General features: G+C 60.8%; 26 protein-coding genes and 1 pseudogene. 7 read left to right on the forward strand and 20 right to left on the reverse strand.

The annotated features are described in order from the left end of the window. From VNZ93_RS23030 to VNZ93_RS23070, 9 genes are all read right to left on the reverse strand, one after another. A partial coding sequence (locus VNZ93_RS23030; RefSeq protein ID WP_325710954.1) for a molybdopterin cofactor-binding domain-containing protein occupies positions 1-1,031 on the reverse strand: 1,031 nt, incomplete at its 3' end. 2 nt (positions 1,032-1,033) lie between these two features. Continuing rightward, entirely contained in the window at positions 1,034-1,504 is a 471-nt protein-coding gene (locus tag VNZ93_RS23035) for a (2Fe-2S)-binding protein (RefSeq protein WP_325710957.1), read from the reverse strand. Between the two features lie 42 nt (positions 1,505-1,546). Further along, positions 1,547-1,960 carry an organic hydroperoxide resistance protein gene (locus VNZ93_RS23040; RefSeq protein WP_325710960.1) on the reverse strand — a complete coding sequence of 138 codons (414 nt, stop codon included), beginning with the start codon at positions 1,958-1,960 and terminating at the stop codon, positions 1,547-1,549. A gap of 40 nt (positions 1,961-2,000) precedes the next feature. Next, positions 2,001-3,053, reverse strand: coding sequence for an alpha/beta fold hydrolase (locus VNZ93_RS23045; protein ID WP_414710170.1), 1,053 nt, complete (start codon positions 3,051-3,053; stop codon positions 2,001-2,003). 34 nt (positions 3,054-3,087) lie between these two features. Then, positions 3,088-4,191 carry a redoxin domain-containing protein gene (locus VNZ93_RS23050; protein ID WP_325710963.1) on the reverse strand — a complete coding sequence of 368 codons (1,104 nt, stop codon included), beginning with the start codon at positions 4,189-4,191 and terminating at the stop codon, positions 3,088-3,090. Positions 4,192-4,220: 29 nt separating this feature from the next. Further along, positions 4,221-4,874: an isochorismatase family cysteine hydrolase gene (locus VNZ93_RS23055; protein WP_325710966.1), complete on the reverse strand. Its 654-nt coding sequence runs from the start codon at positions 4,872-4,874 to the stop codon at positions 4,221-4,223. 35 nt (positions 4,875-4,909) lie between these two features. Further along, on the reverse strand, positions 4,910-5,437 hold the full coding sequence (locus tag VNZ93_RS23060; RefSeq protein ID WP_325710969.1) for a hypothetical protein: 528 nt from the start codon (positions 5,435-5,437) through the stop codon (positions 4,910-4,912). A gap of 31 nt (positions 5,438-5,468) precedes the next feature. Further along, a complete protein-coding gene (locus VNZ93_RS23065) occupies positions 5,469-6,302 on the reverse strand; it encodes an enoyl-CoA hydratase/isomerase family protein (RefSeq protein WP_325710972.1) in 834 nt (277 codons plus the stop codon). Between the two features lie 82 nt (positions 6,303-6,384). Next, a complete protein-coding gene (locus VNZ93_RS23070; RefSeq protein WP_325710975.1) occupies positions 6,385-7,713 on the reverse strand; it encodes an epoxide hydrolase in 1,329 nt (442 codons plus the stop codon). Between the two features lie 177 nt (positions 7,714-7,890). On the opposite strand from VNZ93_RS23070, the gene VNZ93_RS23075 reads away from it, so the two are divergent. Then, positions 7,891-10,743, forward strand: a complete 2,853-nt coding sequence (locus VNZ93_RS23075) for an ATP-binding protein (protein WP_325710978.1) — start codon at positions 7,891-7,893, stop codon at positions 10,741-10,743. A 13-nt stretch (positions 10,744-10,756) separates the two neighbouring features. On the opposite strand, the gene VNZ93_RS23080 is transcribed toward VNZ93_RS23075, so the two are convergent. The 4 genes from VNZ93_RS23080 to VNZ93_RS23095 form a co-directional block, all read right to left on the reverse strand. Continuing rightward, complete coding sequence (locus VNZ93_RS23080) at positions 10,757-11,731, reverse strand: tripartite tricarboxylate transporter substrate binding protein (protein ID WP_325710980.1); 975 nt, start codon at positions 11,729-11,731, stop codon at positions 10,757-10,759. 232 nt (positions 11,732-11,963) lie between these two features. Beyond that, positions 11,964-12,107: a hypothetical protein gene (locus VNZ93_RS23085; RefSeq protein WP_325710982.1), complete on the reverse strand. Its 144-nt coding sequence runs from the start codon at positions 12,105-12,107 to the stop codon at positions 11,964-11,966. After that, a complete protein-coding gene (locus VNZ93_RS23090; protein ID WP_325710985.1) occupies positions 12,104-12,415 on the reverse strand; it encodes a hypothetical protein in 312 nt (103 codons plus the stop codon). The genes VNZ93_RS23085 and VNZ93_RS23090 overlap by 4 nt, the downstream gene beginning before the upstream one ends. A 64-nt stretch (positions 12,416-12,479) precedes the next feature. Then, positions 12,480-12,752: a hypothetical protein gene (locus VNZ93_RS23095; protein ID WP_325710988.1), complete on the reverse strand. Its 273-nt coding sequence runs from the start codon at positions 12,750-12,752 to the stop codon at positions 12,480-12,482. Positions 12,753-12,828: 76 nt separating this feature from the next. Here VNZ93_RS23095 and VNZ93_RS23100 point away from each other — a divergent pair, with 76 nt between their 5' ends. After that, positions 12,829-13,077, forward strand: a complete 249-nt coding sequence (locus VNZ93_RS23100) for a hypothetical protein (protein ID WP_325710991.1) — start codon at positions 12,829-12,831, stop codon at positions 13,075-13,077. On the opposite strand, the pseudogene VNZ93_RS23105 reads toward VNZ93_RS23100, so the two are convergent. Then, positions 13,034-13,853: pseudogene (locus VNZ93_RS23105) on the reverse strand (exodeoxyribonuclease III). The gene VNZ93_RS23100 and the pseudogene VNZ93_RS23105 sit on opposite strands and share 44 nt — an antisense overlap. A 59-nt stretch (positions 13,854-13,912) precedes the next feature. Here VNZ93_RS23105 and VNZ93_RS23110 point away from each other — a divergent pair. Beyond that, complete coding sequence (locus VNZ93_RS23110) at positions 13,913-14,176, forward strand: DksA/TraR family C4-type zinc finger protein (protein ID WP_349256019.1); 264 nt, start codon at positions 13,913-13,915, stop codon at positions 14,174-14,176. 302 nt (positions 14,177-14,478) lie between these two features. Here the strand turns inward: VNZ93_RS23110 and terL are convergent, their stop codons facing one another. Next, positions 14,479-15,018, reverse strand: coding sequence for a phage terminase large subunit (terL, locus tag VNZ93_RS23115; protein WP_325710996.1), 540 nt, complete (start codon positions 15,016-15,018; stop codon positions 14,479-14,481). Positions 15,019-15,281: 263 nt separating this feature from the next. On the opposite strand from terL, the gene VNZ93_RS23120 reads away from it, so the two are divergent. The 3 genes from VNZ93_RS23120 to VNZ93_RS23130 all read left to right on the forward strand — a co-directional run bounded on the left by VNZ93_RS23120 (position 15,282) and on the right by VNZ93_RS23130 (position 20,229). After that, on the forward strand, positions 15,282-15,521 hold the full coding sequence (locus VNZ93_RS23120) for a hypothetical protein (RefSeq protein WP_325710998.1): 240 nt from the start codon (positions 15,282-15,284) through the stop codon (positions 15,519-15,521). Positions 15,522-15,541: 20 nt separating this feature from the next. Beyond that, positions 15,542-18,961 (forward strand): SbcC/MukB-like Walker B domain-containing protein, encoded by a 3,420-nt coding sequence (locus VNZ93_RS23125; protein ID WP_325711077.1) that lies wholly within the window; start codon positions 15,542-15,544, stop codon positions 18,959-18,961. Positions 18,962-19,179: 218 nt separating this feature from the next. Further along, positions 19,180-20,229 carry a Wadjet anti-phage system protein JetD domain-containing protein gene (locus VNZ93_RS23130; RefSeq protein WP_325711001.1) on the forward strand — a complete coding sequence of 350 codons (1,050 nt, stop codon included), beginning with the start codon at positions 19,180-19,182 and terminating at the stop codon, positions 20,227-20,229. A gap of 975 nt (positions 20,230-21,204) precedes the next feature. Here VNZ93_RS23130 and VNZ93_RS23135 read toward each other — a convergent pair. From VNZ93_RS23135 to VNZ93_RS23155, 5 genes are all read right to left on the reverse strand, one after another. Continuing rightward, positions 21,205-21,849 (reverse strand): hypothetical protein, encoded by a 645-nt coding sequence (locus VNZ93_RS23135; protein WP_325711004.1) that lies wholly within the window; start codon positions 21,847-21,849, stop codon positions 21,205-21,207. Further along, on the reverse strand, positions 21,839-22,306 hold the full coding sequence (gene aroQ / locus VNZ93_RS23140) for a type II 3-dehydroquinate dehydratase (RefSeq protein ID WP_325711006.1): 468 nt from the start codon (positions 22,304-22,306) through the stop codon (positions 21,839-21,841). Before aroQ ends, VNZ93_RS23135 begins: the two co-directional genes overlap by 11 nt. Before the next feature lie 12 nt (positions 22,307-22,318). Further along, the gene (locus tag VNZ93_RS23145; protein ID WP_325711009.1) at positions 22,319-23,599 is read right to left on the reverse strand and encodes a TRAP transporter large permease subunit; all 1,281 of its coding nucleotides are present in this window, start codon (positions 23,597-23,599) and stop codon (positions 22,319-22,321) included. Between the two features lie 24 nt (positions 23,600-23,623). Beyond that, positions 23,624-24,133 carry a TRAP transporter small permease gene (locus VNZ93_RS23150; protein ID WP_325711012.1) on the reverse strand — a complete coding sequence of 170 codons (510 nt, stop codon included), beginning with the start codon at positions 24,131-24,133 and terminating at the stop codon, positions 23,624-23,626. 72 nt (positions 24,134-24,205) lie between these two features. Further along, complete coding sequence (locus tag VNZ93_RS23155; protein ID WP_325711017.1) at positions 24,206-25,225, reverse strand: DctP family TRAP transporter solute-binding subunit; 1,020 nt, start codon at positions 25,223-25,225, stop codon at positions 24,206-24,208. A 189-nt stretch (positions 25,226-25,414) separates the two neighbouring features. Between VNZ93_RS23155 and VNZ93_RS23160 the strand changes: the two genes are divergently transcribed. Further along, the gene (locus VNZ93_RS23160) at positions 25,415-26,092 is read left to right on the forward strand and encodes a GntR family transcriptional regulator (RefSeq protein WP_325711020.1); all 678 of its coding nucleotides are present in this window, start codon (positions 25,415-25,417) and stop codon (positions 26,090-26,092) included. Positions 26,093-26,191: the final 99 nt, after the last annotated feature.

Below are 26,191 nucleotides of genomic sequence, written 5' to 3' on the forward strand. Positions count from 1 at the left end.
GCACCCGAGATGGCTGAATTTGCATCGCCGATACGTTGCGCCACGACAGCTGGCTTCTGCGTCGCCTGCTCGAGTTCTGCGAGGATATCGCTGGTGTCGAGCTTCGCATGCGGCCCGTCGTCCCATTCGATCGCCAGCGCCACTAGGCCCTTTTTCGCCGCGCCCATGTGGTCGGCGACCACGGCGACGGCATCGTCAAGCCGCACGATCTGACGCACACCCTTCACGGCCTTGGCGGCGCTATCGTCGACACTTTTGACGCGACCACCAAACGCGGGCGATTGCGCCAGCGTCGCGAATGCCATGCCTGGCAGCCGCGCATCGATGCCGAAAGTGGCCGTACCATTGACCTTGGCAGGAAGATCGAGCCGCTTTGCCGGCGTGCCGATCAGCCTGAAGTCCTTCGGCTGCTTCAGTGCGACATTCTCGGGAACCGGCATCGCAGCCGCGTCGGTGACCAGTTCGCCATAAGCGATGCGCCGGTTTGTCGAGGAATGCACCACTTCGCCGCGCTCCGTGCCGCAGCTCGATGGCTCAACGCCCCAACGCTTAGCTGCGGCGGCGATCAGCATCACGCGCGCCTTAGCTCCGGCCTCTCTCAGAGGCTGCCACGCGCCTCGGATCGCGTTGGAATTGCCTGTTGCCTGTACGCCAAGCAGCGGATTCGCATAAAGGTTTTCGTCCGGTGGCGCGTGTTCAAGGCGGACCTGGCTCAGGTCCAGGTCGAGCTCCTCGGCGATCAGCATCGGGATGGAGGTATACGTGCCTTGACCCATTTCGACATAAGGCATGGTCAGTGTGACGGGTCCGCTCGGCGGAATCCGAATGAACGCGTTGGGCACAAAAGCGGCTTCAGGCTCGGCTGCAGCGTTGGTTTCGGCAGCGCCGCCCGGATCGGGTTGAAGGCGCTGAGCGAGCGTCGGCAATCCGAACACAAAGAAGAGCGCGCCGCCGGTGCCAAGGCCGACCTTCAATATGTCGCGCCGAGAAGGTGAATACTTGGTGGAGGAATCGTTGAGGGGGCCGACCATGATCAACCTCCCTGGCGGCTCGAAGCCGCTGCTGATTTGATGGCTTCGCGGATGCGGACATAGGTTCCGCAGCGACAGATATTCCCGGACATGGCGTCGTCGATCTGGGAGTCGCTTGGGTTAGCGTTGCCCGCAAGCAAGGCTGCGGCGGACATAATCTGTCCGGATTGGCAGTAGCCGCATTGCGGCACTTGATGATCCAGCCACGCCCTCTGAATGCTAGCGCCGGCGGGTGTTGAACCGATTGACTCGATCGTCGTGACCGCCGAATTACCCACGCTGTCGACCGGCGTGATGCAGGATCGTACAGGGGTCCCGTCTATATGGACGGTGCAGGCACCGCACAGCGCCATGCCGCAGCCGAATTTCGTGCCGGTCATGCCGAGAACATCCCGCAGCACCCAAAGCAGCGGTGTGTCGTCGTCGACATCCACGCTGTGCTGCGTTCCATTGATCCGAAGGGTAAATGCCATGGGGCTGTCTCCTGTATAGCGGGTCGGACAGATCAGGTCCGGTCAAACGAGCCGGATCGACGCGTCGATATTGCCGCGTGTCGCTTTCGAGTATGGGCAAATGTTATCGGCTTCGTCGACGAGCGCTTGAGCGATATTGCGGTCAACGCCCGGGATCCCGACGTTGAGCCGCGCGCTCAGCGAGTAGCCGCCTTCGGAGAGGTTGAGGTCGACTTCGGCCTCAATCGTGACTCCCTCGGGGAGGGCGACATGTTTCTTCTTTGCGATGAGCGATATCGCGCTCTCGAAGCAGGCTGACCAGCCCGCAGCGAACAGCTGCTCAGGATTGGTTCCGATCCGGTTAGAGCCCGGTGTTGAAAGCCTGACGTCCAGCTGTCCGTCGGAGCTTCGCGAAACACCATTCTCGCGACCGCCTGTGGTATGGGTCTTTGCTGTATACAGGACTTTTGAGCTCATCTTTTCTCTCCGTAATCTGAACTGTTCTCGCGACGTCCGATCACGCTTTGGACACGTCGACGATTGCCTCGGCGAAGGCCCTCGGTGCTTCCTGCGGGAGGTTGTGACCGACGCCTCCCTTGATCAGGCGATGCTGGTACTTGCCGGTGAACCGCTTCGCATAGGCGCTCGGATCCGGATGAGGTGCGCCATTCGCGTCGCCCTCCAGCGTGATGGTTGGCACAGAGATCGAGGGGAATTGCGCGAGCTTCTTCTCGAATGCGGCGTACTGCGCCTCGCCGTCGGCGAGGCCCATGCGCCAGCGATAGTTATGGATCACGATGGCGACGTGATCGGGATTGTCGAATGCTGCAGCGCTACGATCGAAGGTGGCGTCGTCGAACTTCCATTGCGGCGACGCAAGCTGCCAGATCAGCTTCGAGAATTCGCGCCGGTACTTGTCATAACCGACCTGCCCGCGTTCCGTAGCGAAGTAGAACTGATACCACCATTCGAGCTCCGCCTTGGGCGGCAGAGGTACCTTGCCGGCCTCCTGGCTCCCGATCAGGTAGCCGCTGACCGAGACGGTGGCGCTGGTCCGCTCCGGCCAGAGCGCCGAGACGATATTGACCGTTCGTGCGCCCCAGTCGAAGCCGCCGAGCACGGCCTTCTCGATCTTGAGGACGTCCATGAGGGCGATGGTGTCCACCGCCAACGCCGACGGCTGGCCGTTTCGTACCGTGCCGTTCGACAGAAAGCGGGTCGCGCCATAGCCGCGCAGATAGGGCACGATCACACGGAAGCCCGCCGATGCGAGCAGGGGCGTGACCTCGGCAAAAGCGTAAATGTCGTAAGGCCAGCCATGGAGCAGCAAAACGGGCTGACCGTCCGAGGGACCAGCCTCAGCATATGTGACGTTCAGGGTTCCGGCTTCGATCTGCTTGAGCGGAGCGAACGAGGCGGTTGTCGCCGGTTTGATGCCGGCCTGCTTGGTGGGTTCAGATTGAGCCACTGCGGGAGCAATCAAGCCAAACTGCGCTGCCGCTGCGGTCATCGCGGCTGTGCTGAGAAAGTCGCGTCGGTCAATGCTGGATCGGAGGTCGGAGATGTCCATTGTGAAGCTCCTGGGTTCGAGAGGTGTGTCGTGATCAGCCGAAGGTGAATGCGAAGGCCTCGGCACCCGGATCGAGGAATTCGATTTCGAATTGCCGGTCTCCAATTGGTCCAGGTTGTCGGATCAACTGGAACAGTCGTTGCTCGGAGAGTGTGCCGTTGCCTTGCCTGTCAACGTCGAGACCGTGAGCGTCGTGCGGCGGATGCCCATCGATCAGCACACGAAATCTCACGGATGTGCCAGGCGCCACCGGTCCCATGACGAGATGGAGATCGCGGGCATGGAAGCGGTACGCGATCCGGCCGCCGGGCTTGTTCGCGACCGCCGCATTGCCCTTGACGGTCCAGTCACCGGACAGTGCCCATTCGTTGCGACTCAGTTCAGTCGGGATGGCGTAGGTGTGCGGACGGTTGCGGATCCTCGCGCCGGGCGACGAAAAGTTCTCAGCGCGATCATAGCCGAGGTAAGTTTCGGGTGACTTCAGGTTGCGCCAATCGGCAGCTTGTTCGATGCCGCGGGCCTGCACGGGAGCGGGCCCGGAAGGGATGTCTGTGGCGCCCGCCTCGGTCAACAATTGGCGGATGATCATCTCCGACTGTTCGTAGGAGCCTTCCCCGAACTGACGATGCCGAAGCCGGCCCTTGGCGTCGATGAAGTAAAGCGCTGGCCAATATTGATTCTGGAATGCGCGCCAGATGGTGTGGTCACTATCGACCGCGACCGGAAAGCTCACCCCCAGTTCCCCGGTCGCACGTCGGACATTGTTGAGGTTCTTTTCGAAGGCGAATTCCGGCGAGTGAGCACCGATCACCACCAGACCGTGCTTGCTGTATTTCTCGTGCCATGCACGCACATAAGGCAGCGTGCGCAGCCAGTTGATGCAGGTGTAGGTCCAGAAATCGACGATAACGACCTTGCCGCGCAGAGCTTCGGGTGAAAGCGGAGGCGAATTGAGCCATTCGGTTGCGCGTTCGAGCGAAGCGAGTTCCGATTGTGCCGAATCTCCGGCCGAATAGCCGTGAACAAACGGGAGAGGGGACGTGACGGACTGTTGCATCTGCGCTTCTCCCAGAAATCCGGCGACCGGGGCGGCCAAAGCCATCGTGAGGACGGCGGCGATGAGGAGTTTGTTCTTCATGGCAACACATCCCGTTCGAACTGCGCGAGTTACTGCGCGGCCATAGCTACGGTGTCGAACGATTTGAGTGCGTCGACGATGTATTTCGTGTCCACGATGGCGCTGGCGTAATTCGGCATGTTAATGTCGAGCGCGGCGTGCATCATCTCGTCCGAATAATCGGCGACGGCATCCCGCACGACGGTCACGTCGTAGCCGAGTTCCGCTGCATAGCGCACGGTCGCCTCGATGCAGGTATGAGCAACGAGGCCAATGACGATCAACTGATGGATCCCGTGTCGCTTGATCTGCAGGTCAAGGTCGGTATTGGCGAAACCGCTCGAGCACCAGTGCTCTTGCGCGACGATGTCTCCGGGGGCGGGTACAAACTCGGCGCGAAACTCTCCGCCCCAGGTGCCGTATTCGAAGCTCTTGCGTTTCCATGCGGCACGCTGGATCGGAGCGATATATTTCCAGGAGGCGTAATCGCCCGGCCGATAGCGGTGATGCATGGCGTAGAAGACCTGCACCTTTGCCTCGCGCGCCGCGTTCAGGATTCGCGACATGTTAGGAACGCAGTTGTTCGCTTCGGCCACGGCCTTGATGCGCGGCCAGATCTTGCCGCCCTCGGAAATGAAGTCGTTGTATGGATCGACCACCAGAAGTCCGGTGATTTCTCTGTCGAAAGAGGGACTATGAGTCATGGCACGCTCCATCGCGGCATCGGCCGCGCTTCTGTTCAGCTATTTCCCAGCGCGGCACGTTCGATGCTGGCGGCAAACAACGGCGTTTCGCCCTTGTTGTGCGCGATGGACGCCGGCTGGCGCTGCGCGCGGAACTGATCGAAGGGGATTCCCTGCCGGGCGAGGAAATTCATCATCTCCTCGGTCGCGTAGGACCTCACCCGATTGGTGAATTCGCATCGCCCCTTGTCCAGCTCCTTCACGCTCAATTCCCAGGTGACATGGATGCTGGTCCGGCCGGTCGGCGTGAACACGTCGGATTCGGATTCGAGGACGAGATGGTCCTTGCGGCTGAGAGTCTCGACATAGTGCTGCACCATCAGGCTTCCGCCGATGACCTCGACATTGATGGACATTCGCTGCCCGTCCTCGGCCGTCGTGACTCCGGCGGATACGTGCGCGGGTGAGCAGCTCTGATACTCACGCTCTGCCAGATTGAAGCACCATTGCGGGATATCGATGCGATCAATCGGCGCGTTGATGATGGCGGTGAAGGCGGAATCGACGATTTGGTTTTCGGTCACGGTCTTTCTCCTGAGGATGCAAGGTTTCGAGCTAGCTGCGCCCCAGCGCGCCGACGTAATGGCCGAGGCGTGTTTCGACGTCGCCAGGCTTGTGGAAGCCCTGGTCGAGAAGCTTCTTCAGCCGGATCTGCGCCGCAGGCCGCTGAACGGATGCGGCGAACGCATCCCATTCCGGGATCATCTCCGCGTCGGATGGCAGGCTCGCCAGATTGACGAGATGCTTGATCTCGCCGATCGCCTGCTTGTCGAAAGATGCGATCCGGGTCGCGAGTGCCTCGACAAAGCCGTCGAGTTCACTGTCCGGCATCGACCGATTGACGTAACCGTAGAGCTCAGCGAGATCGCCGCCAATATCGTTCGCGCTGAGCAGAACCTCGAGAGCGCGTCCGCGGCCAATGAGACGCGGCAGACGGGCCATCGGTCCGCCGCCAGGGACCAGGCCGGCACCGAGTTCCCACTGCGAGAGGATGGCCTTTTCGCGGCTCGCAAAACGCATGTCACAGGCCAGCGCAAGCTCGCTGCCGACACCGGTAGCCCGTCCCCGAATCGAAGCGATCGAGGCTACCGGGGCGCGGCTGATGCGCGCGAGCATGTCGGGAAGGGGTTGCAAGCCCGTTTTCCCGGCGGGGAAAGATTTTGGCTCGGCGAGAAAGTCGTAATGGGTGATGAAGAAACCGTCGATGGCGCTATCGAACACGACGACCTTCAAGTCTCGATCGCTTTCAATGGCTTCGACGATCGCCTCGAGTTCGGGAATCGTTTCGGGTCCGAAGATGTTGAGCGGCGGATGATCGAAGGTTACGCGCCAGTAGCTGGGAGACACCTGAGTGAGACGCACACGGTGTGTCTTTGTTGAATGGGTCATCGGATCGGTCTTTCGTAGTTCGTGTGTCGGGATGCTTTGGGTCGGCGCGCCGAGCTGGCGCGCCGGCTTTGCTCGGTGTGGATCAGAGCGCCCGACGGACGGACCGGAACGAGGCGCGCATTTCCTCGGTGAACAGCTCAGGCTGCTCCCAGGCGGCGAAGTGCCCGCCCTTTGCTGGCCGGTTGTAGTGGATGAGCTTGGGGTAGGCCTTCTCGGCCCAGCCTTGCGGCGCCTGATAGATCTCGTCGGGGAAAGCGCTGACGGCGACCGGAATTTTTAATCCACGGACGTCGAAGAAGCCGCCACCCGTCGAGGCTTGCGCTGTGTCCCAGTAGAGACGCGCGGAGGAGATCGCTGTGTTGGTCAGCCAGTAGAGCGTGACGTTGTCGAGGACATCGTCCGGCGTAAGTCCTTCCGGCTTGCCGTCGAATGAGCGCGCAATCATCCGATAGCTGCGGATGTCGTGATCGAGCATCCAGGCCGCGAGACCGACGGGCGAGTCGACGAGCCCATAAAGCGTCTGCGGGCGGTTGTTCATTTCGATCGCGTAGCCCAGACCCTTCTTGTAGAAGTCATCGAGCTGGTCCCAGGCGCGCTGCTCGTCCGGAGACAGGCCCGCCGGAGCGGGGCCGCCGGCCGAAAGCGCCTTCAAAATTTCGGCCGGCACGGTCGCGGCCATGTTGGTGTGGATCGCGAGCAGTCCGGCCGGCTGCTGCAGAGCCATGATCTCCGAGACCGCATTGCCCCAGTCGCCGCCCTGCGCGACGTAATGCGTGTATCCAAGGCGCTGCATCAGCGTCGCCCAGGCGCGCGCGATGCGGACTGGCGTCCATCCCGGCGCGGTCGGCTTGGCGGAAAAGCCGTATCCGGGCAGCGATGGGATCACGAGATGGAAGGCGTCCGAGGCGCTCCCGCCATGCGCGGTGGGATTGGTCAACGGATCGATGATTTTCATCTGCTCGATGATCGAGCCGGGCCAGCCATGGGTCACGATCATCGGCAGCGCGTTGGCATGCTTCGAGCGAACATGAATGAAGTGGATGTCGAGACCGTCGATCTCGGTGACGAACTGCGGCAACGCATTGAGCCGGGCTTCGACCTTCCGCCAGTCGTGGCTGGTCTGCCAATGCTGCGCCAGTTTGCGCATCGTCGCGAGGCGCACGCCCTGAGAATCATCGGTCACGGTCTCCCGGTCGGGCCACCGGGTCGCGGCAACGCGGCGGCGCAGATCAGCCAGGTCGCTTTCCGGGAATTGAACCTGGAAGGGCCGGACGGCCTCTGCGGCGGTCGCTGCTCTGAGCTGAGTGGGCAGAAGCCCCGCGGTTCCTGCCACGGCGATGCCTAAGGTTGCGGCACTCAGAAGCCGCCGCCGGTCCTGGTCGATCCCTTCGATGACATTCCTGTTATCCATGGCGCTCTCCTCGGTTGGGGCTGTGTCGTCAGCACTTGCGTGCCGAAAGACGTACGGCAGGGACCGGAGAAACACCCGTTATGCGTCGTTAGAATGCGTTAGGTTTTCGCCGCGTATAGCGCCCGCGGTGTCTCTGGCCTATTTTGCGGCGCGGAAAAGGGTAGTTGCGGCAAGCACATGGCGGCGACGGGCAGCGAAACCAGGGATGCACTGACGTTCGGCCCCTTCACGCTGGCTATGAGCGAGAGGCTACTCGAGCGAGACGGTCATCCTGTCGAGCTTGGGGGCCGCGCTCTGGACATTCTCATCGCGCTGGTGACAACGCCGAACGAGGTGGTCACTAAGCAGAAGCTGATGTCAGAGGTCTGGCCCGACAGCATCGTCGAAGAGGGCAGCCTGCGTTTCCACATGAACAGCCTTCGCAAAGCTCTCGGCGACGGCAAGGATGGCGCCCGCTACATCACAACGGTCCCGGGACGCGGCTATTGTTTCGTGGCTCCGGTGGTGCGGACAGGTTCTGGGCGCGGTGGTGCGCGGGTTCCGGCTCATTTCTCGCACGCCAATTTGCCCGCGCGCGTCAATCGCATGATCGGCCGCGATGACGATGTCCACGAATTGGCGGCTCGCCTCACCGACAAGCGTATCGTCACTATCGTCGGTCCGGGCGGCGTCGGCAAGACGACGGTCGCGCTCGCCGTCGCCCATCACATCGCGGAGGCATTTGGCGGCTCAGTGCTTTTTGTCGATTTCGGTATGATCGGCGACGCAAGTCTCGCGGCGACTGCGGTGACCTCAATGCTGGGAGTGTCTGTCCAGTCGGAGAATCCGACGCCTGCACTCATTCAGTTTCTTAAAGACAAGCGCATTCTCTTGATCCTGGACACCTGCGAGCATCTCGTCGACGCAATAGCGCCGCTTGCGGCTACTATCGCGGAGACGGCTCCCGGAGTGCATATACTCGCGACCAGCCGCGAAGCACTCAGAATCGAGGGTGAGCATGTCTACCGGCTGGAGGCGTTGCCCTGTCCGCCTGATGCCCCAGGGCTTTCCGCGTCCGTTATCCAGCAATTCCCGGCGGCGCAACTATTCGTGGAACGGGCGTTAGCTGGTGGCGCGCGAATCGAAATCAACGACACTGAGGCAGCAATTGTTTCGGATATCTGCCGGAAGCTCGACGGGGTGGCACTGGCCATCGAGCTTGCCGCGAGACGCGTCGAATCTCATGGTCTTGAACAGACCGCGGCGTTGCTTGACCAGCACCTGACACTGCTGTGGCGCGGCTCCCGCACAGCACCGCCGCGACAGAAGACATTGCAGGCGATGATGGACTGGAGCTACGAGCTCCTGTCCGACGTTGAACGTACGGTTCTGCGTCGTCTGGCGGTGTTCGTCGGTTTGTTTACGCTCGAAGCGGCTTTGGACGTGATACCAAGCCCATCGCTCGACCGTACAGCGGTGTTTGAAGCGATCGATAATCTGGTCGAGAAGTCGATGGTTGCCGCGCGCCCGATCGGGGCGATGATGCGCTACCGGCTTCTCGACACGACCCGCGCCTACGCCCTTGAGCTTAGCGTGGACCAGGATGAACGAACCGATCTGTCTCGACGTCATGCAGCCTATTATCGGCGATGGCTCGAGCAGACCGGAAGCGAGTGGTCTTCGCTTTCGACCGGAGCGGAGCGCGCCCCGCACTTTGCAGCCATAAACAACGTCCGCGCGGCCTTAGAATGGTGCTTTGGCGAAGGCGGCGATGCCTCCATCGGGATCGGGCTTGCCGCCGCGGCCGCGCCCGTTTTTCGCGCCATGGGCCTGTTCCCGGAATGCCACCGTTGGTCAGAAAGCGCACTCGCTGCTTTGAATGACAAAACGCGAGGTGGCTCCGATGAAATGCATCTTCAGGCGTCGCTTGGCTTGTCCCTGATGCTGATGCGAGGCCATGACGGAGTGGCTATCGCGGCACTGAACAGAAGTCACGATATTGCAAGATCCACTGGCGATCACCTCAACGAGATCCGCCTGCTCGGAACCTTGCACTTTTATCATTTGCGAGGCGGCGACTTCAGAGCATGTTTCAGATATGCAGAGCGCGCCCGGGATATCGCGGCGATGGTCGAAGATCCTGCGGTGACAGCGCTGGCCCAAACGCTGATGGGCGTCTCGCTCAACTTCATGGGCGACCTTGCAGGAGCCCGTGTCCAGCTGGAAGCGGCGATAGCAGCCGGGCGGGCGTCCGAAGCCAACCGGAAGACGCATTTCGGCTTCGACCATTACAGCTGGGCTGGAAACGCTCTGATCCGAAATCTGTGGCTTCAGGGCTATCCGGAGCAGGCGAAGGCCTCCATTGACCGTGTGTTCGACGAGGCTGTCCGCACGAAACATCCGATGGCGCTGGCTATGGTCGTGAATTCGATCTCTGTGCTGTTTTGGCTTGGCGACCTCGATGCCGTTGAGAAGCAGTTGGACTGGTTCGTCACGCGTGCGGAGGCGGACGATTTCGGGCCCTATCTGCATCTCGGTCATGCCTTTCGTGCGGAACTCGCGATCCGCCACGGCGACGCCGACGCCGGCATCCAGGTGCTGCAAAGCCGCCTGGAGAATCTTCATGCGATCGGTTACGAGCTCCTGACCGTTCGCTTCAATGTGGAACTGGTGAGTGGTTTGGCAAGCATTGGCCGTCATCAAGACGCATTAAAGCTCACTGACGAGATCGCTCAACTGATCGAGACTCAAGGCTATCTGTCGTACCTTCCCGAGCTTCTGCGCGTGAAGGGTGGCGTTCTCCTCTCCATGCCTAAGCCGCCGGCCGGTGATGCGGAGGCTTGCTTCACGCAAAGCCTGGAATTAGGCCGCGTGCAGAAAGCTCTAGCTTGGCAGCTGCGAACGGCGACCGATCTCGCTTCCTTGTGGGTTCGCCAGGGCAGAACCAACCAAGCGCACGAATTGCTGCGGCCGATTCTCGAACAGTATACCGAGGGCAAAGACACAGCCGATGTCAGGGCAGCGAGACGCGTGATCCCAAGGCTGGAGTAATCCCCGACCGCGGCTACTCGATCGGTTCTATGCCCGCCTTCCGCAGTATTTCACTCCAGACCGTCTTCTCGTCGGTTATCATTTGTCGGAACTCTGATTGCGAGCCGCCGATGGGTTCAAGCCCCAATTGAAGCAGCCAGTCGCGTATGTCGGGTGCCGCGATGATAGCCCGCATTTCGGTACCGAGCCGGTCGACAATGGCTTCCGGCGTGCCGGCCGGCACGAACAGCCCAAACCAGACGCTGACCTCGAAACCCGGGAATCCTTCTTCTGCGATGGTTGGCAGATCAAGAGCAAACGGCACCCGTCTGAGTGACGTCGTTGCGAGTGCACGTATTTTACCTTGATTGGCGAGCGGTACAGCGGTGGACGGCGGTATGAACGCCATATCGATGCGCCCGGAAATCACGTCCGAGACCAGCGCTGGCGCGCTTCGGTAGGGTACGCCGCGAAGGCCGACATTTGCCCTTAGCTTAAGCAGCTCACCGGCCAGTTGAGTTACCGAGCCTTGCCCCAAATGACCGAACGTGAGCCCGTCAGGTGTATGCCTTGCGCGTTCAATTAAAGTCGGCAGGTCTTTTACTTGCGTACCCGCTCCAACGACGAGCACGTTCGGAAAACGCCATGCGACGGTCACCGGTACAAGCGCTTTCGAAACATCGTATGGGATGGTCCGATAGAGCAGGGGCCGGAGCACGATGTTGGCGCCGGTCAGCATTCCGATTGTGTAGCCGTCCGGCGCTGCATGGGCCGTTTGATCCGCTGCGATATTGCCCGCAGCGCCAGCAACGTTTTCGAAAACGATGGGCCTTCCAAGTCGATCCGCAAGCTTCTCAGCGATATGCCGAGCGCCGACATCTGTTCCAGGCGGAAATCCGTAAAGCATCCTGATCGGCCGAGTTGGATACGCGTCCTGAGCGCGTCCAAGATCCGCCGGCGCAATGAACATAATTGCAATCAGGATTGCTTTGAATTTGAACGGGTTCATTTTGACATAATGGCTTGAAAAGTTCGACCTGTCCGTCCGAAGACCTCGAATGAGGTTACCACAGACGCCGCGCGCCCGTTTGGCAGTCAGCTAGAGGTAACACGAAATTCAATAAGTGATTTAAAACGCTTTGCAGACGCCCGCTTATTGAATTGCCAGGATCGCCCGCAACAGTTTGACCGGGTCTGATTTCAGAACCTTCGTAACTTCGATGAATTCGATTAAATCGAGTCTACGTTCGCCGCCTGACCAGTTCGAACACTTCACCGGATTTCGTCACCTTGAACATCAGCTTTTTAGCCAGTTCGCGGAGACGACCCTCACGCGCCGAAGCATCTGCCTGTTCGCTTGTTTCTACCTGTGCGCGGCTGATCATCGGCCGGATGGCTCCTCGGGATCCACGAGCGTCGCAAAGTCCTCAAGAATCTGCCCGTAGGGCGCGTCCCGCCTTGAGGGCGGGCGGTGGTTCAACAGCCAGAGCATCTTGCTCGATACGGCCTGCACAACTTCGCCGCGATCGAGGATGTCCAGTATGGCGTTCAGAGTATCGTCCGCGTCCAGTTCGCGGTGTGGTTCGACGTAGCGCGCGAGCGAAATTTGTGCGGCAACCATGGCGAGGACGATGATTTCGTCGTCGGAGAGGTGAGAACGGTGCCAGACACGGCGCACGATCTCGCGCGCCATGTCGTAATAATATGCTCGAACTCCTCCGGTTTCTCGGGGACGTTGCCAGGCACGAGGTCCGGCATCACGATGCCTTGCGACGGTTATACGGGGAGCGATTGGTCGGCCGCAGGGAAATGCCCTCGCGTTGCGCTTTGCTGCGGATGGCGGCGGGAGGCCGTTCGAGCTTCATGCTGATCACCCTTGTGGGGGTGTTCTGCTTCGCCAGTGCGCGAAGTTCTTTCACTTCCGCCGTTTCCCAGGGCTGCCGGGATCGCCGCTTGTACTTGGGGTTTGCCTTGCGCGGACCCTTGCGACCGATTGGAGAGCCCGGACCCTTCCAGCTTGCTTTCGCCATGTGTCTTTCCGGAACCGGAACATTTGTTTAAAGTTTTAAAGCGTGAGGATGCCCGCAGGTTCCGGAGCGGTGATGGATGTACGAACTGAGTCCCGATGAGGCAGAGGTTGTGAACCGTGCCACACGGCTGGCGCTGCATGCCGCCCACCGCATCAACGTGCCGGATGATGTCGCCGAGCGGTTCCTGACGCGGGAGATTTTGAAGCTTCGGCCCGACGGCGTCGACGGCGACCGCCATCTTGCGGAGACCGCCCTGGGGCGGTTGCGCGACCACGTCCAGGTCACCGAATCCGCGCGACGCCTCGCCACACCTTCCGGCGACTAGGACCTGAACGGCGACAGGTGCATTTCAGTTCCACCCAAACGGGCGCGTGGTCGCTTGCCTCGGGCTCGCCGCGCACCGACCTGTCCACTCCCGCTTTGATGAGCTGGGGGCGGAGCGAGGGACTGAGCAGCAGGTGATCGAGCCGCAGGCCCGCGTTGCGCTGCCAGCGATTTCGCATGTAGTGCTAGAACGTATAATCTGCAAATTCGGATGCCGCTCCCGCAAGGCATCCGTCCAACCCTGCTTCACAAGGCTGGCAGAGGCGGCGCGGCTTTCGGGTCGCATCAGCGCATCGTTGTCCCACGACTTCGTTGGGTAAAGGTCGAGTTCGGTCGGTGCGACGTTGAACTCCCCGGCGAGGGTGACGGGGACCTCTTCCTTCAGCAACTTCCGCGCATGTGTGCGGAGCCGCTTGAACCAGTCGAGTTTGTACTCAAACTGCGGACCGGGTTGCGGATAGCCGTTGGGTAGATAAATGCATCCCGTTCATCGCTGCCTCGATGTAGTGCGTCGCCTTGTCTGTCGGGTCGCCAAGAAGTGCCGTGCGGGTCACGACCGGCTCACCAACGCGCGATAGGATGGCCACGCCGTTCCAGGCGCTGGCCGCGCCAGGCCGACGCGTAGCCCGCCGCCCGGATGGCTGCTTCGGGGAACTCTTTGTCGGTGCATTTGAGTTTCTGAAGGCAGGCGATGTCGGGGGCGGAGTCCCCCAGCCAACGCAGGAGTTTCGGCAGGCGGCGATTGACGTTGTTGGTGTTGAAGGTCGCGATTTTGATGGGGCGGCGGTGATTTTGGTCGATCGAATGCTTATCTAGTGACGAACAAGGTGAAGGTCATGGCTGGTGGTTGGTCCCGCGACGGCGCGGTGCAGGAACAGATCGATGACACCGTATCCGACGCGGTGGCGAAGGCGCGTGGCCGCCTTGCGAACGGTGCGGGCCGCAAGGACTGCATAGAGTGCGGCGAAGACATTCCGGAGGCGCGGCGACTCGCGATGCCGGGTGCGACCACCTGCGTGGCTTGCCAATCCCTCAGGGACCGGCGGCCTACGGCCGCTGGCATCAACCGCCGGGCCAACAAGGACAGTCAGCTGCGTTGAGCGCAGGCGCGTTGCATGTCGGTGACCCAGTTCAACATGTTTGCCGCGCGTCGCCCGCCGATCTAGTCGCACTCGTTGATCTGGCTACTGAGAGTGCCTGGCTATTCTCTCACGCAGAGCTCAATGCGTTCGCGCAGCAAAGATCAAGCGGCCGCCTTCATTTTTACTTCTACCTCAATCCGAGGTGCGCGCTCGGAGGGCGAACTGCCATGCGACGGACTTCGAACGCTATCGCCTGCAGCACCGGATTGCAGAGTTGTTCAATGCTGCGGACGAGGCCTCTGCAAAAGGCTGACCCATCGTCACACCCAGCTGAGCGTGCTGTCGTAGCCCCAATCGTCGAACGCGAGCGCCTGGCTGATGCTGTCGACGATGTCGTCGGTCTTGCCCTGCGGAAAGCTCAGCAGTTCCTTTTCAACCTCCGCCATGAAAGGTTGGTCCTTGGGAAACTGGACCTGCCCGCGCTCGAATTTGCCTTGCTGAACATATAGGCGACCGATCTTGTCGTGATGGACTGGAATCAGGCGGACCGGGTAGAGGCCGGCCAGTTTCAGTTCCTGGGCCAGCGCTGTGCCGGTCGAGGCATCTTCGATCAGGATCGCAAAGGGCTTATACCGTTCTGCTAGCGCGATCGCTGTGTCCCGCAGCTCGGGGTATTCGTAGCGGCCGCGGACCATATCCAGAAGATAATAGACCTTGTCTGCCAGCAGCCAGACGGTGCAGACTGACCAGTCGTTCTGCGCTCCGTTTTTTGCTGCCGTGTCCCAGGACATGATGATGCGGTGGCCAAGCTGCCGCTCGGGCAGGGCAGGGTAGTATCGGAACCATTTCTGCTTGATCATTCCGCCGCCGGGTGGCACCGGCGATTGCTGATACTGAGCAGCAAAAACGTCCGATCCTAGCTCGAGGCGCAGCTTGTTAAGGGTGTCCAGGGATTCATGCTCGGGGTGCAATGCCTCGCCGGCAAGGCGATAGTAGGAATCGTCATTGCCGATCGCGATCTGCTCATCCTCTTCAGCTATGGCTGCAAGGCTGAGGTGGGTCCAGCCGCCAGACTCCAGCAGATAGCCTGTCAGGTCGTGGAGATTACGACCGCTACCGCGAGATGGTACAGCCGAACGGGTCGCACGCCATCTCGATCAGCCGTTTCCGCGAAATCTTGAAGGAGGCTTCTCAGCGCAGCCTCGTCGACATCGGAGACTTCGATCCCGACGAGCAGGACTGCGAAGTCGCGATCAGGCCGATGATCAAGTTGATCAGCGGTGGCGACGCGCTCACCCGCATCGAGCGCTACATCCGACAGGAGGAGAGCCGGTCGCCAATGCAGGATGGAGACGAGTCATGATGGAGCTCCGCCACCTCGCGATGGTGAACTGGCACCTGTTCGAGCTCGAGGACATCGAGATCGGTGGCCACGCCGGGGTCTTCGGCGAAAACCGATCAGGCAAGTCGACGATCCTCGACATGGCGCAGATTGTGCTCACCGGCGGAAACCGCAACATCTACCGTCTCAACGCGGTCGCCGGCGACAAGGGCAAGAGCCGTGGCACCTCGAAACGGAGCGTCCTCAACTACTGCCTGGGGACGCTCGGAGAGGACGAGCGACGGCGTGACCAGGCGCGCACATACATCGCGCTCGGATTCGCGGACACTGAAGGCCAACGGCCGCCGGTCACAATCGGCATGGCCATAGAGGCGCGGAAGTCGGAGAGCAACGAGACGGTGCTCGCCCGGTTCGTCGCAATCGGCAAGATCCTGACCACGCAGGACTTTATCGAGATCAGGAAGGAGGGCCGCTTTCCAGCAGACTGGGACGACGTCCGTGGACGCATTGTGCATGCCATCGGTGCAGAGAACTTCGTCAACCACCGCGACAAGGCCATCGATTTCGTGCGGGAGTACATGCGCCATCTGGTGCCACATGCCTCGTTCGTCGGCGAGCAGAACGCCAATTCACTGCAGAAGGCGGTTGTCAATGCGATGACGCTCGACCATGACCAGACCGCGACCGAATTCGTCCGCAAATATATTCTCGAAGACAACAAAATGCGGGTGGGCGAGTTGCGCGAGTCGATCCAGACGTACCGCAACATCAACGATACTATTCGCAAGATGCGGGAGAAGCTCGAAGCGCTCAAGGCGCTGCAGACCGTTCTGACGGAGCTGGAGGAGGTCCACGACAGGACGTTCAAGGAACGTTGGATCGCCCGCCGCGCGGAATGGCTTTACGCCAGAGCCGCGAACTGCGACCTCCGACGCAAGCTCAAGGACGCACGCGCGAAACGTAATGCCGCGGGTGAGGAGCTCAAGATTCTCAACGAGGACCTCAGGGCCATTCAGCACGAGATCGAGCGGCTGAGCGCCGCCATCGTCGAGCACGATACCAAATCCGGACGGCGCGCCGCCGCGGAAACCCTTCGGGCCGCCGAGGAGGGAGCCGCCCGGGCCGCGGCCGCATTCCAGAAGCGCGTCGAAGCGATCGGGCTTCTGGAACCGCTGTCCGCTATGAAGGGTCAGGGATTCGACGCGCATCTTGCCACCCTGGCTAAGGTCGTTAGCGCCGGCGTTGGCGCGAAGATCGGGAGCGTCCCCGATTCGCTGACTGCAGCCGAAAAGGACCTCGCGGCCGCCGCCCCCGAACTCGCGAAACGCACGGACGAGATGAGGCAGAAGCTTTTCGCGGACGCGGGCGCGTTGCGCTCCGAACGCGACGCGCTCCGCGAGCGCGCGAGCCGCCACCGGAGCGGCCAAGCAAACGCGCATCTTTCAGAGGTCACGCAGGAGCTCTGCCGCAAGCTGCGCCAGGAGAGCATGGCCCCGCGCGTCTTGTGCGATCTCGTCGAAATCTCGGATCCGCAGTGGACGGCCGCCGCCGAGGGGCTGCTCGGCCGCGATAGGGAGGCGGTGTTTGTAGACCGGCCGCACATTGCAAAGGCGACCGCCGCCTTCAAGGCCGGACGGCGCGAGTTCAGAGGAGCGTCGCTGGTCAGCCTGAACAAGCTCGACGCGCACCGGGGCCCGCCCGAGACCGGCCGCTTCCCGTCGATCTTCCGCACGCAGGATGCGGACGCCAGGGCGTTCCTGGTCCGCCGCTACGGTACCGTGCGCCTCGCCGAAACGATGGACCAGTTCAATCTGCCCGGACGGGCGCTGATGAAGGACGGCCTTTACGACGACGGTCTCGTCCGCACCCACCGCGCCGCCGACCCCACAGAACACAAGATCGGCAAGGCTGCGCAAGCGAAAGCGCTGCGGGATCTCGAACAGAAGATCGAAGAACTCGACGAGCTGGTGGAAACCGCAGTCAAGGAAGCGCGCATCGTGGACGCGGCCCACGGCGCGCTAAAAACGCTCTGCGAGGATCCGGCGGCATCGGCCGCAGCTCTTGCGGCGCAATATATGAAGACGGTCAAGGAGCGAGCCGACGCGGAGGAGCGAATCAAGGCGCTTGATGGAGCGGGCGACGGAGGGCTGAGGACCAAGCGGACGGCGCAGGCGGAACTTTGGGAGAAGCGCACCGAGGAGCGCGACGCGCAGCAGGATCTGTTCAATAACAACGACGTCGAGGTCAAAGTCTGCGAGCGCGATCTCGCGAAAGGGGAGAACTCGCCCGGCTCGGATCTCAACCTCCGGCTGGCTTGGTCGATCTGGAAGCAGAACCGCCCGCTCTATGCCCGCCCCAAGGGACGGACAGCCTACCGCGAGCGTCTCGCGGCGGCGACACAGAAGAACGATACGGAGCGCCACCGCGCGATCGCGTCCAAGGCTGTCGCTGCCGAAGCGGCCGCGAATGAAGAGAGGCAGAAGACCGAACAGCGCGTGCGCAGAGGGCTTGGCGAGTACTTCGAGACCTTCGGCGTGAGCTCACAGGTCGGCACTGAAAGCGAACCGCTCCGGGAAGTTAGACCCTGGGCCGAACAGCTCATCCAGGAGATCGAAACGAACGAACTGCGGCGGTACGAACGGCAGGCGCGCGAAGCCGCCGAGAAGGCCGCGACTCTGCTGCGGGGCGAGTTCATTAACGCGCTGACGTCGCGCATTAGCAAGATGGAACGCGATCTGCAGGCCATGAACCGCAGCCTGCACGACCACCCCTTCCATAACGAGCGGTATTCGTTCCATCATACCAGGGTTGCCGACTTCCAGCCGATCCTGAAAATTATCGAGATCGGCAAAACCTCGCCGGAAGCGTTGGACATGCTGTTCCGCGGGGATCAGGTCCCGGCGGACTTCCCACACAAGGATACGATCGCGGAGCTTGAAGCCCTGCTCGAAGATCCGGACAAGGACTTTACGCAATTCGAGGATTACCGAAACTTCTACACCTTCGAGATCCACATGGAGGATGTGGCCACGGGCCGCACGACGCGATGGGAGACCAGGCGCGGCATCGGCTCGGGCGCCGAGCAGCAGGTTCCGATCTACGTGGCAATAGGTGCCTCGCTCGCCTCCGTCTACGGCAGCGCTCAGCGACGCCCGGGAAGGCCGGCTGGCATGGCGCTCGCGATGTTCGACGAAGCGTTCTCCAAATTGGACGGCAAAAACCAGCGGCAGATGATGAGTTTCTACAAGAAGTTGGGACTGCAGATCATCATCGCAGCTCCGAACGAGAAGCGCGTCGCCGTTCTGGAGCATATCGACACGGTCGTCGAGGTCGACCGGATCGGCGACGGCGCACGCACGACCGTCGTGCAGATCAAAGAACGCGCGCGCCGCGAGCTGCGCGCAATTGACCCAGACCTGATGTCGGACGCCGATCTGCAGACGCGCATCGCGGCGGAGTGACTCGTGCCGCGCCGGTTCACCGACACTAAGGAGCTGCTCGCGGATCTGCTCGACCGCCACGAAGCCGGGGCGGCGAACCCGTCGCATATCCCGATTATGCAGGCTTTGCTTCGGTGACGGCGGCGGACGCCTTCATCAAAGAGCTCAGGCTCGCGCAAGATGCCGGGGCGGTCCGGCTAGCGAATGGTAGGGGCAACCGTCGCGACCAAGTCGCTCACGTGAAGCTGGAGTCCGCAGACGCGCTCTATCGGCACCTCGGCCGGGCTCCAATCTCGGGCGTCGCGCGCGAGGCGTACGCGATGGTGGTCGACGGATTGGCATTGCATCCGCGCCTCAGCGCGGCCGCCGAGGAGATCGCGTCCGCATGGACGCGCGCGAGAAAGTGGAATGGGTTCTCGCCCGGCGATGCCGAGAAGGTCCGCAGCGCGTTCGTGCTGGCGCAGGCGATAATCGACGGGCGGCATGCAGGCATGGATTACCGGACCTTCTCGCGAAGGGTATCGGGCAACAGCAAGAGCCTGGAACGGTTGGAGGGATCGATCGTAAGGCTGCTCGGCGGGATTCTTGACCTGCCGCCCGACGCGAGGCCGCGCGAGGCGCTACGAACGCTCGGGCTCGAAAAGTTCGCACCACCTCTGCTGATCTCGGGGCAGGTGAATCTCACGGATGTTGATCTCTCGAGCGCCTCGCTTCAATACCTCGGAATTCCGCCAAACGAAGCTGATCGCGTTCGCTTTCGCAACATGCCGACGTATCTGCTGACCATTGAGAACTTCGCATCCTTCAACCGCCACGTCATTGAGGCTGATCCAGATCGCATAGGCGTGACAATATACGTGGGAGGATATCCGTCGCTTGCGACACAGAAAGCGCTGCGGATTTTGATAGGCAAGCTCCCGGTTGGTGTTCCGCTGTTTCACTGGTCAGACATAGATGCGGACGGCACGTGGATCTTCCGCACGATTGAAAAGGCCGTCGGCCGCGTGGTCCAACCGCATCTAATGTCTCCGGAAATTGCTGAGCGGTTCGGGCGGGCGATAACCGCGAAATCCGTCCCGCGTGAGTGCCCACAAGATTCCGGAATAGCCGTCCTCACCGCGTATCTCGCGCGGGACGGAGCGAAAGTGGTCGAACAGGAGGAGCTCGATCCGCAACTGCCTTCCGATCTGACCAAGTTTTGTGTCCATACAGGCTCAGATCGAGATATGACGCCGAGCCCACTTAATACTGTGAAGACGCACCAAGCTTCCGCACGCGATGACTCTTGAGATGAGCGGCAATCGTTTCTGTTCGGCGCCACTGCTGCTTTCTATAAGCTTAAGTTCTTTGCTCCGTACTGCCACGGATTGCCGATTCTGACTGTGAGCGGCCCTCCAGTTGTGTTTCTATCCGCAACCACGATCGATTGCCGACGATCTCCACTCTGATGCATACAAGCGTTGGCGGCCCGATGCCCAGCCGAGATGCGTTTGTGCGAGTCGTATGACCGTTCGACGGAGCCCCGACTGGACGCAGGCAGGTCCAAACGTGGAGCGTCTCGAACGGAAGAGGCGCCCTCTTGTGCTCAGTGACGGGGTGGGTTTGGAGAACGCTTGCCGATACAGACACATCCTTGTTCAGATTCCGGACTGAATCAACCCCAGAAGAAATCGCCCGCCGCCCAGAGGCTTCTCGGCTTTGCGACGCTGACATCACCTCGCTGCTCATGCCTGCACATTACGCTGTTCTATGAAAAAATTACCCTGTTCGGGCTCACAGGGAAAAGCGCAAGTTGTGGCCAGAAAATGGAGACTTTTCTGGTTCGCAGATCGCGTGGAAACCCCGAAAACCGCGAATTACCCTGTCTTTTTCCCTGTTATCAGGGAAATGCGCATGCAGAGACTGGTTCGCACGCTGATGCATGCGCCACCACACTAGGACATGGGTCCTAAATCTTCCTGGTCTCCGGCCATTTCACCGCAAACACAGCTCAGTTTTGCTGCCAGCAGAGTCTCTGCGGAGCCTTATTTCTTCGAAGCTCGCGCGATTCCGCACTGTGTCTCTGCTCCCCGAAAATGTTTTTCCAAGCTGTCTCGTGCTTTTCGCGCTGAGACCGGTTCGAATCCAACGCGCTGGGCGCGGATCCAAGCGCAAATTGTTCGTAGAGACGGGTTCGTATCGCGCGTGGCAGCAAACTGAATTTGTAAACCGGTCTCTTCAGGCCAAAAGCAGCGTAATCGGAAATTCCCGGCCGGTGCTTGCCGCTAGCGCGTGAGCTGAAATATTTGGGAGTAAACCAAAAATTCCGAAGGCGAGTCCTCTTCCAATGCCCCTTTTCGGCGTGTCAGATCGCTCACAACTCGTCTCACCACCAATTCGTCCAGCCCCTCGATAATCAATAGTGCTCCAAAGCTCCGATCACCTGATCGCAGACCTTTTTCGCTAGTTGCGACGGAACTGCGGTCTGAATCTGTCTCCATGATCCGCGCTGCGACAATACCTGCCGCCTTTACGAACGCCTTCAGCGTGTCTCGGTCATCAATGTTACTGCCGGCCTCGCTCAAAATTGGCACCATCGACGCACCATATCCCGCGCCAATCGCTGCCGTTATTGCGCCTCCACCCCGGACAAAATTCCCGAGATGCGGCATCATGCGTATTGTCCATGGCGTTGGGTTGTTCAGACGTTCTAGATACGCCGGGCTGTCCACGACGCTGCTGTCGGCGAGTTCATACAGGATGAAGTAGCGTCCAAACCCGGATTGCTGTGACCGAAAGATTCGTGCGGACATAAATCCATCGATGCTCACACGCTCAATCGTGTGCTCCCTGGTGAGCCATTCCAAATATTCCTGTTCGACCGAAGCCTCTATATCGCTTCGGATCGCCAGTAATGCTTTAGGCGGCATGTGTCGCGCCCGCCTTCGCTTTTTTTTCCACGAGTTGTGCCGCAGCCTGCATGGCGATCAGATAGCCCGCCGGGCCGAGCCCGCAGATCACGGCAGTTGCGGCTCGTGACATGATAGAATGCCGGTGCAGTTCGTCGCGCGCATGGATGTTCGACAGGTGAAGCTCGACGATCGGTCCCTCGAACGCCTTCAGCGCATCGAAGATCGCCACTGAGTAGAAGGAATATCCCGCAGGGTTCAGGATGACCGCATCGGCGTCATCGCGTGCCGCCTGGATCCAGTCGACGATCTGCCCCTCGTGGTTGGACTGCAGGAAGGTAAGCCGTGCCTTCAATTCCCTCGCCGTGTTCTCGCAGCTTCTCTGGATCTCGGCGAGCGTCGTCGTGCCGTAGATGTGCGGCTCGCGGACGCCGAGCAGATTGAGGTTTGGTCCGTTGATGATCTTGATCCGCAGCATAAAATCTTCCGCTTACCCGCCGAGCCACTTGGCCGGCCCCGTGACCAGCCACGGAAACAGCACCAGCAGCAGCAACACGCCGAGCTGCGCCAGTAGGAACGGCCACACGCCCTTGATGATCTCTTCCATGCTGATGTTGGAGACGCCGCATACGACGTTCAGCACCACCCCGACGGGAGGGGTAATAAGTCCGATCGAATTGTTGATGATGAACAGCACGCCGAAATAGACAGGATCGATCCCAGCCTCGCGGATCACCGGCATCAGGATCGGCGTCATGATCAGGATCGTGGGCGTCATGTCGAGCGCGGTGCCTACGATCACGACAATGACCATGATCGCGAGCATGAGCAGGATCTTGTTGGCCATGAACGGCCGCAGCAGTTCCACGACCTGCTGCGTGATTTCCGCGACCGTGATCAGCCAGGACGAGACGAGGGCGGCGGCCACCAGGAACATCACGACGCTCGTCGTCACCGCGGCATTCAGGAATACTTGGTAGAGGTCGGACAGCTTCAATTCGCGATAGACGCAGGTCGCGACGAACAGCGAATAGACCGCGACTACGACGCCCGCCTCGGTCGGTGTGAAGATGCCGAAGCGCAGGCCGACGATGATGATGACCGGTAGCATCAGCGCCCAGGAGCCGTCGACGAGGGCGCGCAGCACCTGCATCCAGGAGGCTCGCGGCGCCCGCTTGGCATCCTCGCGCTTGGCTACCCACCACCAGGCGACGCAAAGGCCCGACGCGAGAAGCAGTCCGGGGAAAATGCCAGCAAGGAAAAGCTTCGAGATCGAAACACCGCCGACCACGCCGAACAGCACGAAGCCTATGCTCGGCGGGATGACAGGTCCGATGACGCTGCCGGCGGAAACGAGACCCGTCGAATACATCTTGCTGTGGCCAGCGGCGACCATCATCGGCACGACCAGTGCCGCGAGGGCGGCCGCATCCGCCGCGGCGGAGCCGGAAAGCGAGGACAGGATCACCGAGGCAAGGATCGCGACATAGCCGAGGCCGCCGCGGGCATGGCCGACGAGCGTGAGCGCGACATTGACGATGCGCCGCGCAAGCCCGCCCTTGGTCATGATCTCGCCGGCGAGCATGAAGAACGGCACCGCCATCAGCGGAAAACTGTCGGCACCGTTGATGGTGTTTTGGGCTATGATCTGTGCATCGAAGATATCGAGCGAATGCATCAGCGCGACGCCGCAGATCAGCAACGCGAATGCGATCGGCATCCCGATCGCCATCGCGCCGAGCAGCGACAGCGTAAAGACCGCGATGGTCATGGATGGTGACCCGTCCTCGTCACGTCACGCCTCTTCCGATTCGCGCACGGCCACGAGTTCGTCCTCGCGGACATGGCCGAGCAGGACGCGCGTCAAGTCGTAGAGAAGAATGACGGCCGCGGACACGCCGAACACCACGCCCGCTGCATAGAATATGCCGACATGGAATCCCGCCGCCGGCGATCGGTCGGACCAGGTGATCAGCATCTGGCGCCAGCTGCCGAGCAGGAGCAGCCAGTTTGCGTAAAGCATCAGCGTATAATTGATGACGAATACGAAACGCTTGGCGCGCGGAGATAGCTTGCGCACAAGGGTGTCGATGCCGAGATGCCGGTGCTCTCGAAGTGCCACGATCGCGCCGAGAAAGGTCAGCCACACCAGCAGCCAGCGCGACGCCTCTTCGGAGACGACGATTCCGGAATTGAATCCGTATCGCAAAACCACATTACCGAAGACCAGGATCACCATGCCGGCGAGGCAGGCGACCGCAAGCACCTTGATCAGCCCGCAATACCAGTCAAGCACGCGCTGCATGGTGGTTCGCCGTTGTCGGGGAATCGCAAAGCGGACGGAGCGCCGGTTTCGGCGCTCCGTGCGCGCCGGACGTTACTGAATCTTCTGAACCCGATCGATCTCGGCCTTGAACAGCTTGACCGTCTCGGGGTCGTATTCAGCGAGGAATTTGTCCATCACAGGCTTCGTCGCATCGCGCATGCGCGCGAGTTCCGGCAGGCTGATATCGGTGAAGGTCATGCCTTTCTCCTTCAAGCCGGCGAGCGATTTGTCGACCGCGAGCTTGGTCTGCTCCATCTGGTAGCCGCGGGATTCCGCATAAGCTTCGCGCATCAGCTTCTGCTCAGTGGGCGAAAGCTTGTCCCAGAATTTCTTGCTGACCAGGATGATGTTGTAGGAATTGGTGTGATTTGTCGACGAGACGTATTTCTGGACTTCATAGAATTTGTTGGAGAACGTAACCGAATAGGGGTTCTCCTGGCCGTCGACCGTACGAGTTTCCAGCGCGCTGTAGAGCTCCGCGAAATTCATCGGCACCGGATTGACCTTGAACGCCTTGAAGGTCTCGACATAGACCGGACTCGGCAGCACGCGCAGCTTCAGCCCCTCGAAATCCTCGAGCTTTGCGATCGGGCGCTTGCTGTTGGTGACGTTACGAAAGCCGAGCGTCCAGTAGCCGAGACCGATCAGGTCTTTCTCGGGAAGCTTGTCGAGCAGCATCTTGCCGAACGGGCCGCCGACCAGCGCTTCGCCCTGCGCGAAATTCGCAACGATGAAGGGCAGGTCGAGCAGGCCGAAATCCTTCACCACGGAGGCGAGCGAGGCGGTGGAGGCGGACACGATTTCCTGGGTGCCGCCACGGGCCGCGCTCTGCATCTGCATCTCGTTGCCGAGCTGGGAGGCCGGGAATTCGCGGACCTTCATCTTGCCCCGGCTCTTGGCAGCGAGGATTTCCGCGAATTTCTGCACTCCGAAACTGACCGGATGGTCGGTGTTGTTCAGATGGCCCCAGCGGATCGTCCGTTCCTGGATGTCCTGGCCCGCGGCCGGCGAGGCCAACGCCAGCGTGACGGCGGCAAGGGCCGCAAACGACATGACCTTGGTGGATTTCATCTCGCATTCCTCCCGTTGATCTTGCGGCTCGCTGTCCGTCTTGCGGAAAGAACAGCATACTAGGAAAATCCAGTCAAACGATGATTGGGCATTTATCATACGATGTTAGTAATCTAATATGATGCTGGGTTCTGGCTTGCCGCGCCGGAACACGGCTGCCAAGAAGATGCGATTGCGGAGAATCGTTCGATGACCATGGTCGAAACGCTCGAAGTCACCTCGGTCGCCGACGAGGGCTATGTCCGCATCCGCGGCGACATCATTTTCGGACGGCTCAAACCGTCGCAGCGCCTGCGTCTTGAAGTGATGCGCAAGGATTACGGTCTGAGCGTTACCACGCTGCGCGAGGTGCTCAATCGTCTCGCGTCTGAGAAGCTCGTGGTCGCCGAGGGCAAGCGGGGCTTCGAGGTTGCGCCGATTTCCATCGGCAATCTCAAGGAACTGGCGGATCTGCGCCTGCTGCTCGAGTGTCATGCCATCGAGCAATCATTCGAGCGCGCGGATGTCGAATGGGAGGGGCGGGTGGTCTCGGCCCATCACAAGCTCGCGGCGACCGAGAAGCTTATGAAATCGCAGATCGGCTCATCCGAGCAGTGGAAGCAATACGACAGCGAATTCCATCAGGCGCTGATTTCCAATTGCGGGTCCGCGACCCTGATGGAGGCGCATGCCGCGGCGTTCGACCGTTATTTCCGCTACCAGATGATCACCTTCAAATTCCGGGACGAAGCTCCGGTTCGCCAACACAGGGATCTTTTGGATTACGCGCTCAAGCGGGACGCCGCGAAGGCGAAGAAAACCCTGAAAGAGCATGTCGGGGATTGTGTGCATCACACGATCTCGCATTGGCCGAACAAAAAGCTCTGAGACGGAAGCGCTCGTTCAGGGCGCATTTGGCAGCTAAAGGTTTGTCCGCGGACTGTAGCCAGAAGAATTCGCGAAGATTCGCTCGTGCTTCGCGCCGCA

The sequence above is a fragment of the Pseudorhodoplanes sp. genome, assembly GCF_035565795.1.
GTDB lineage: Bacteria > Pseudomonadota > Alphaproteobacteria > Rhizobiales > Xanthobacteraceae > Pseudorhodoplanes.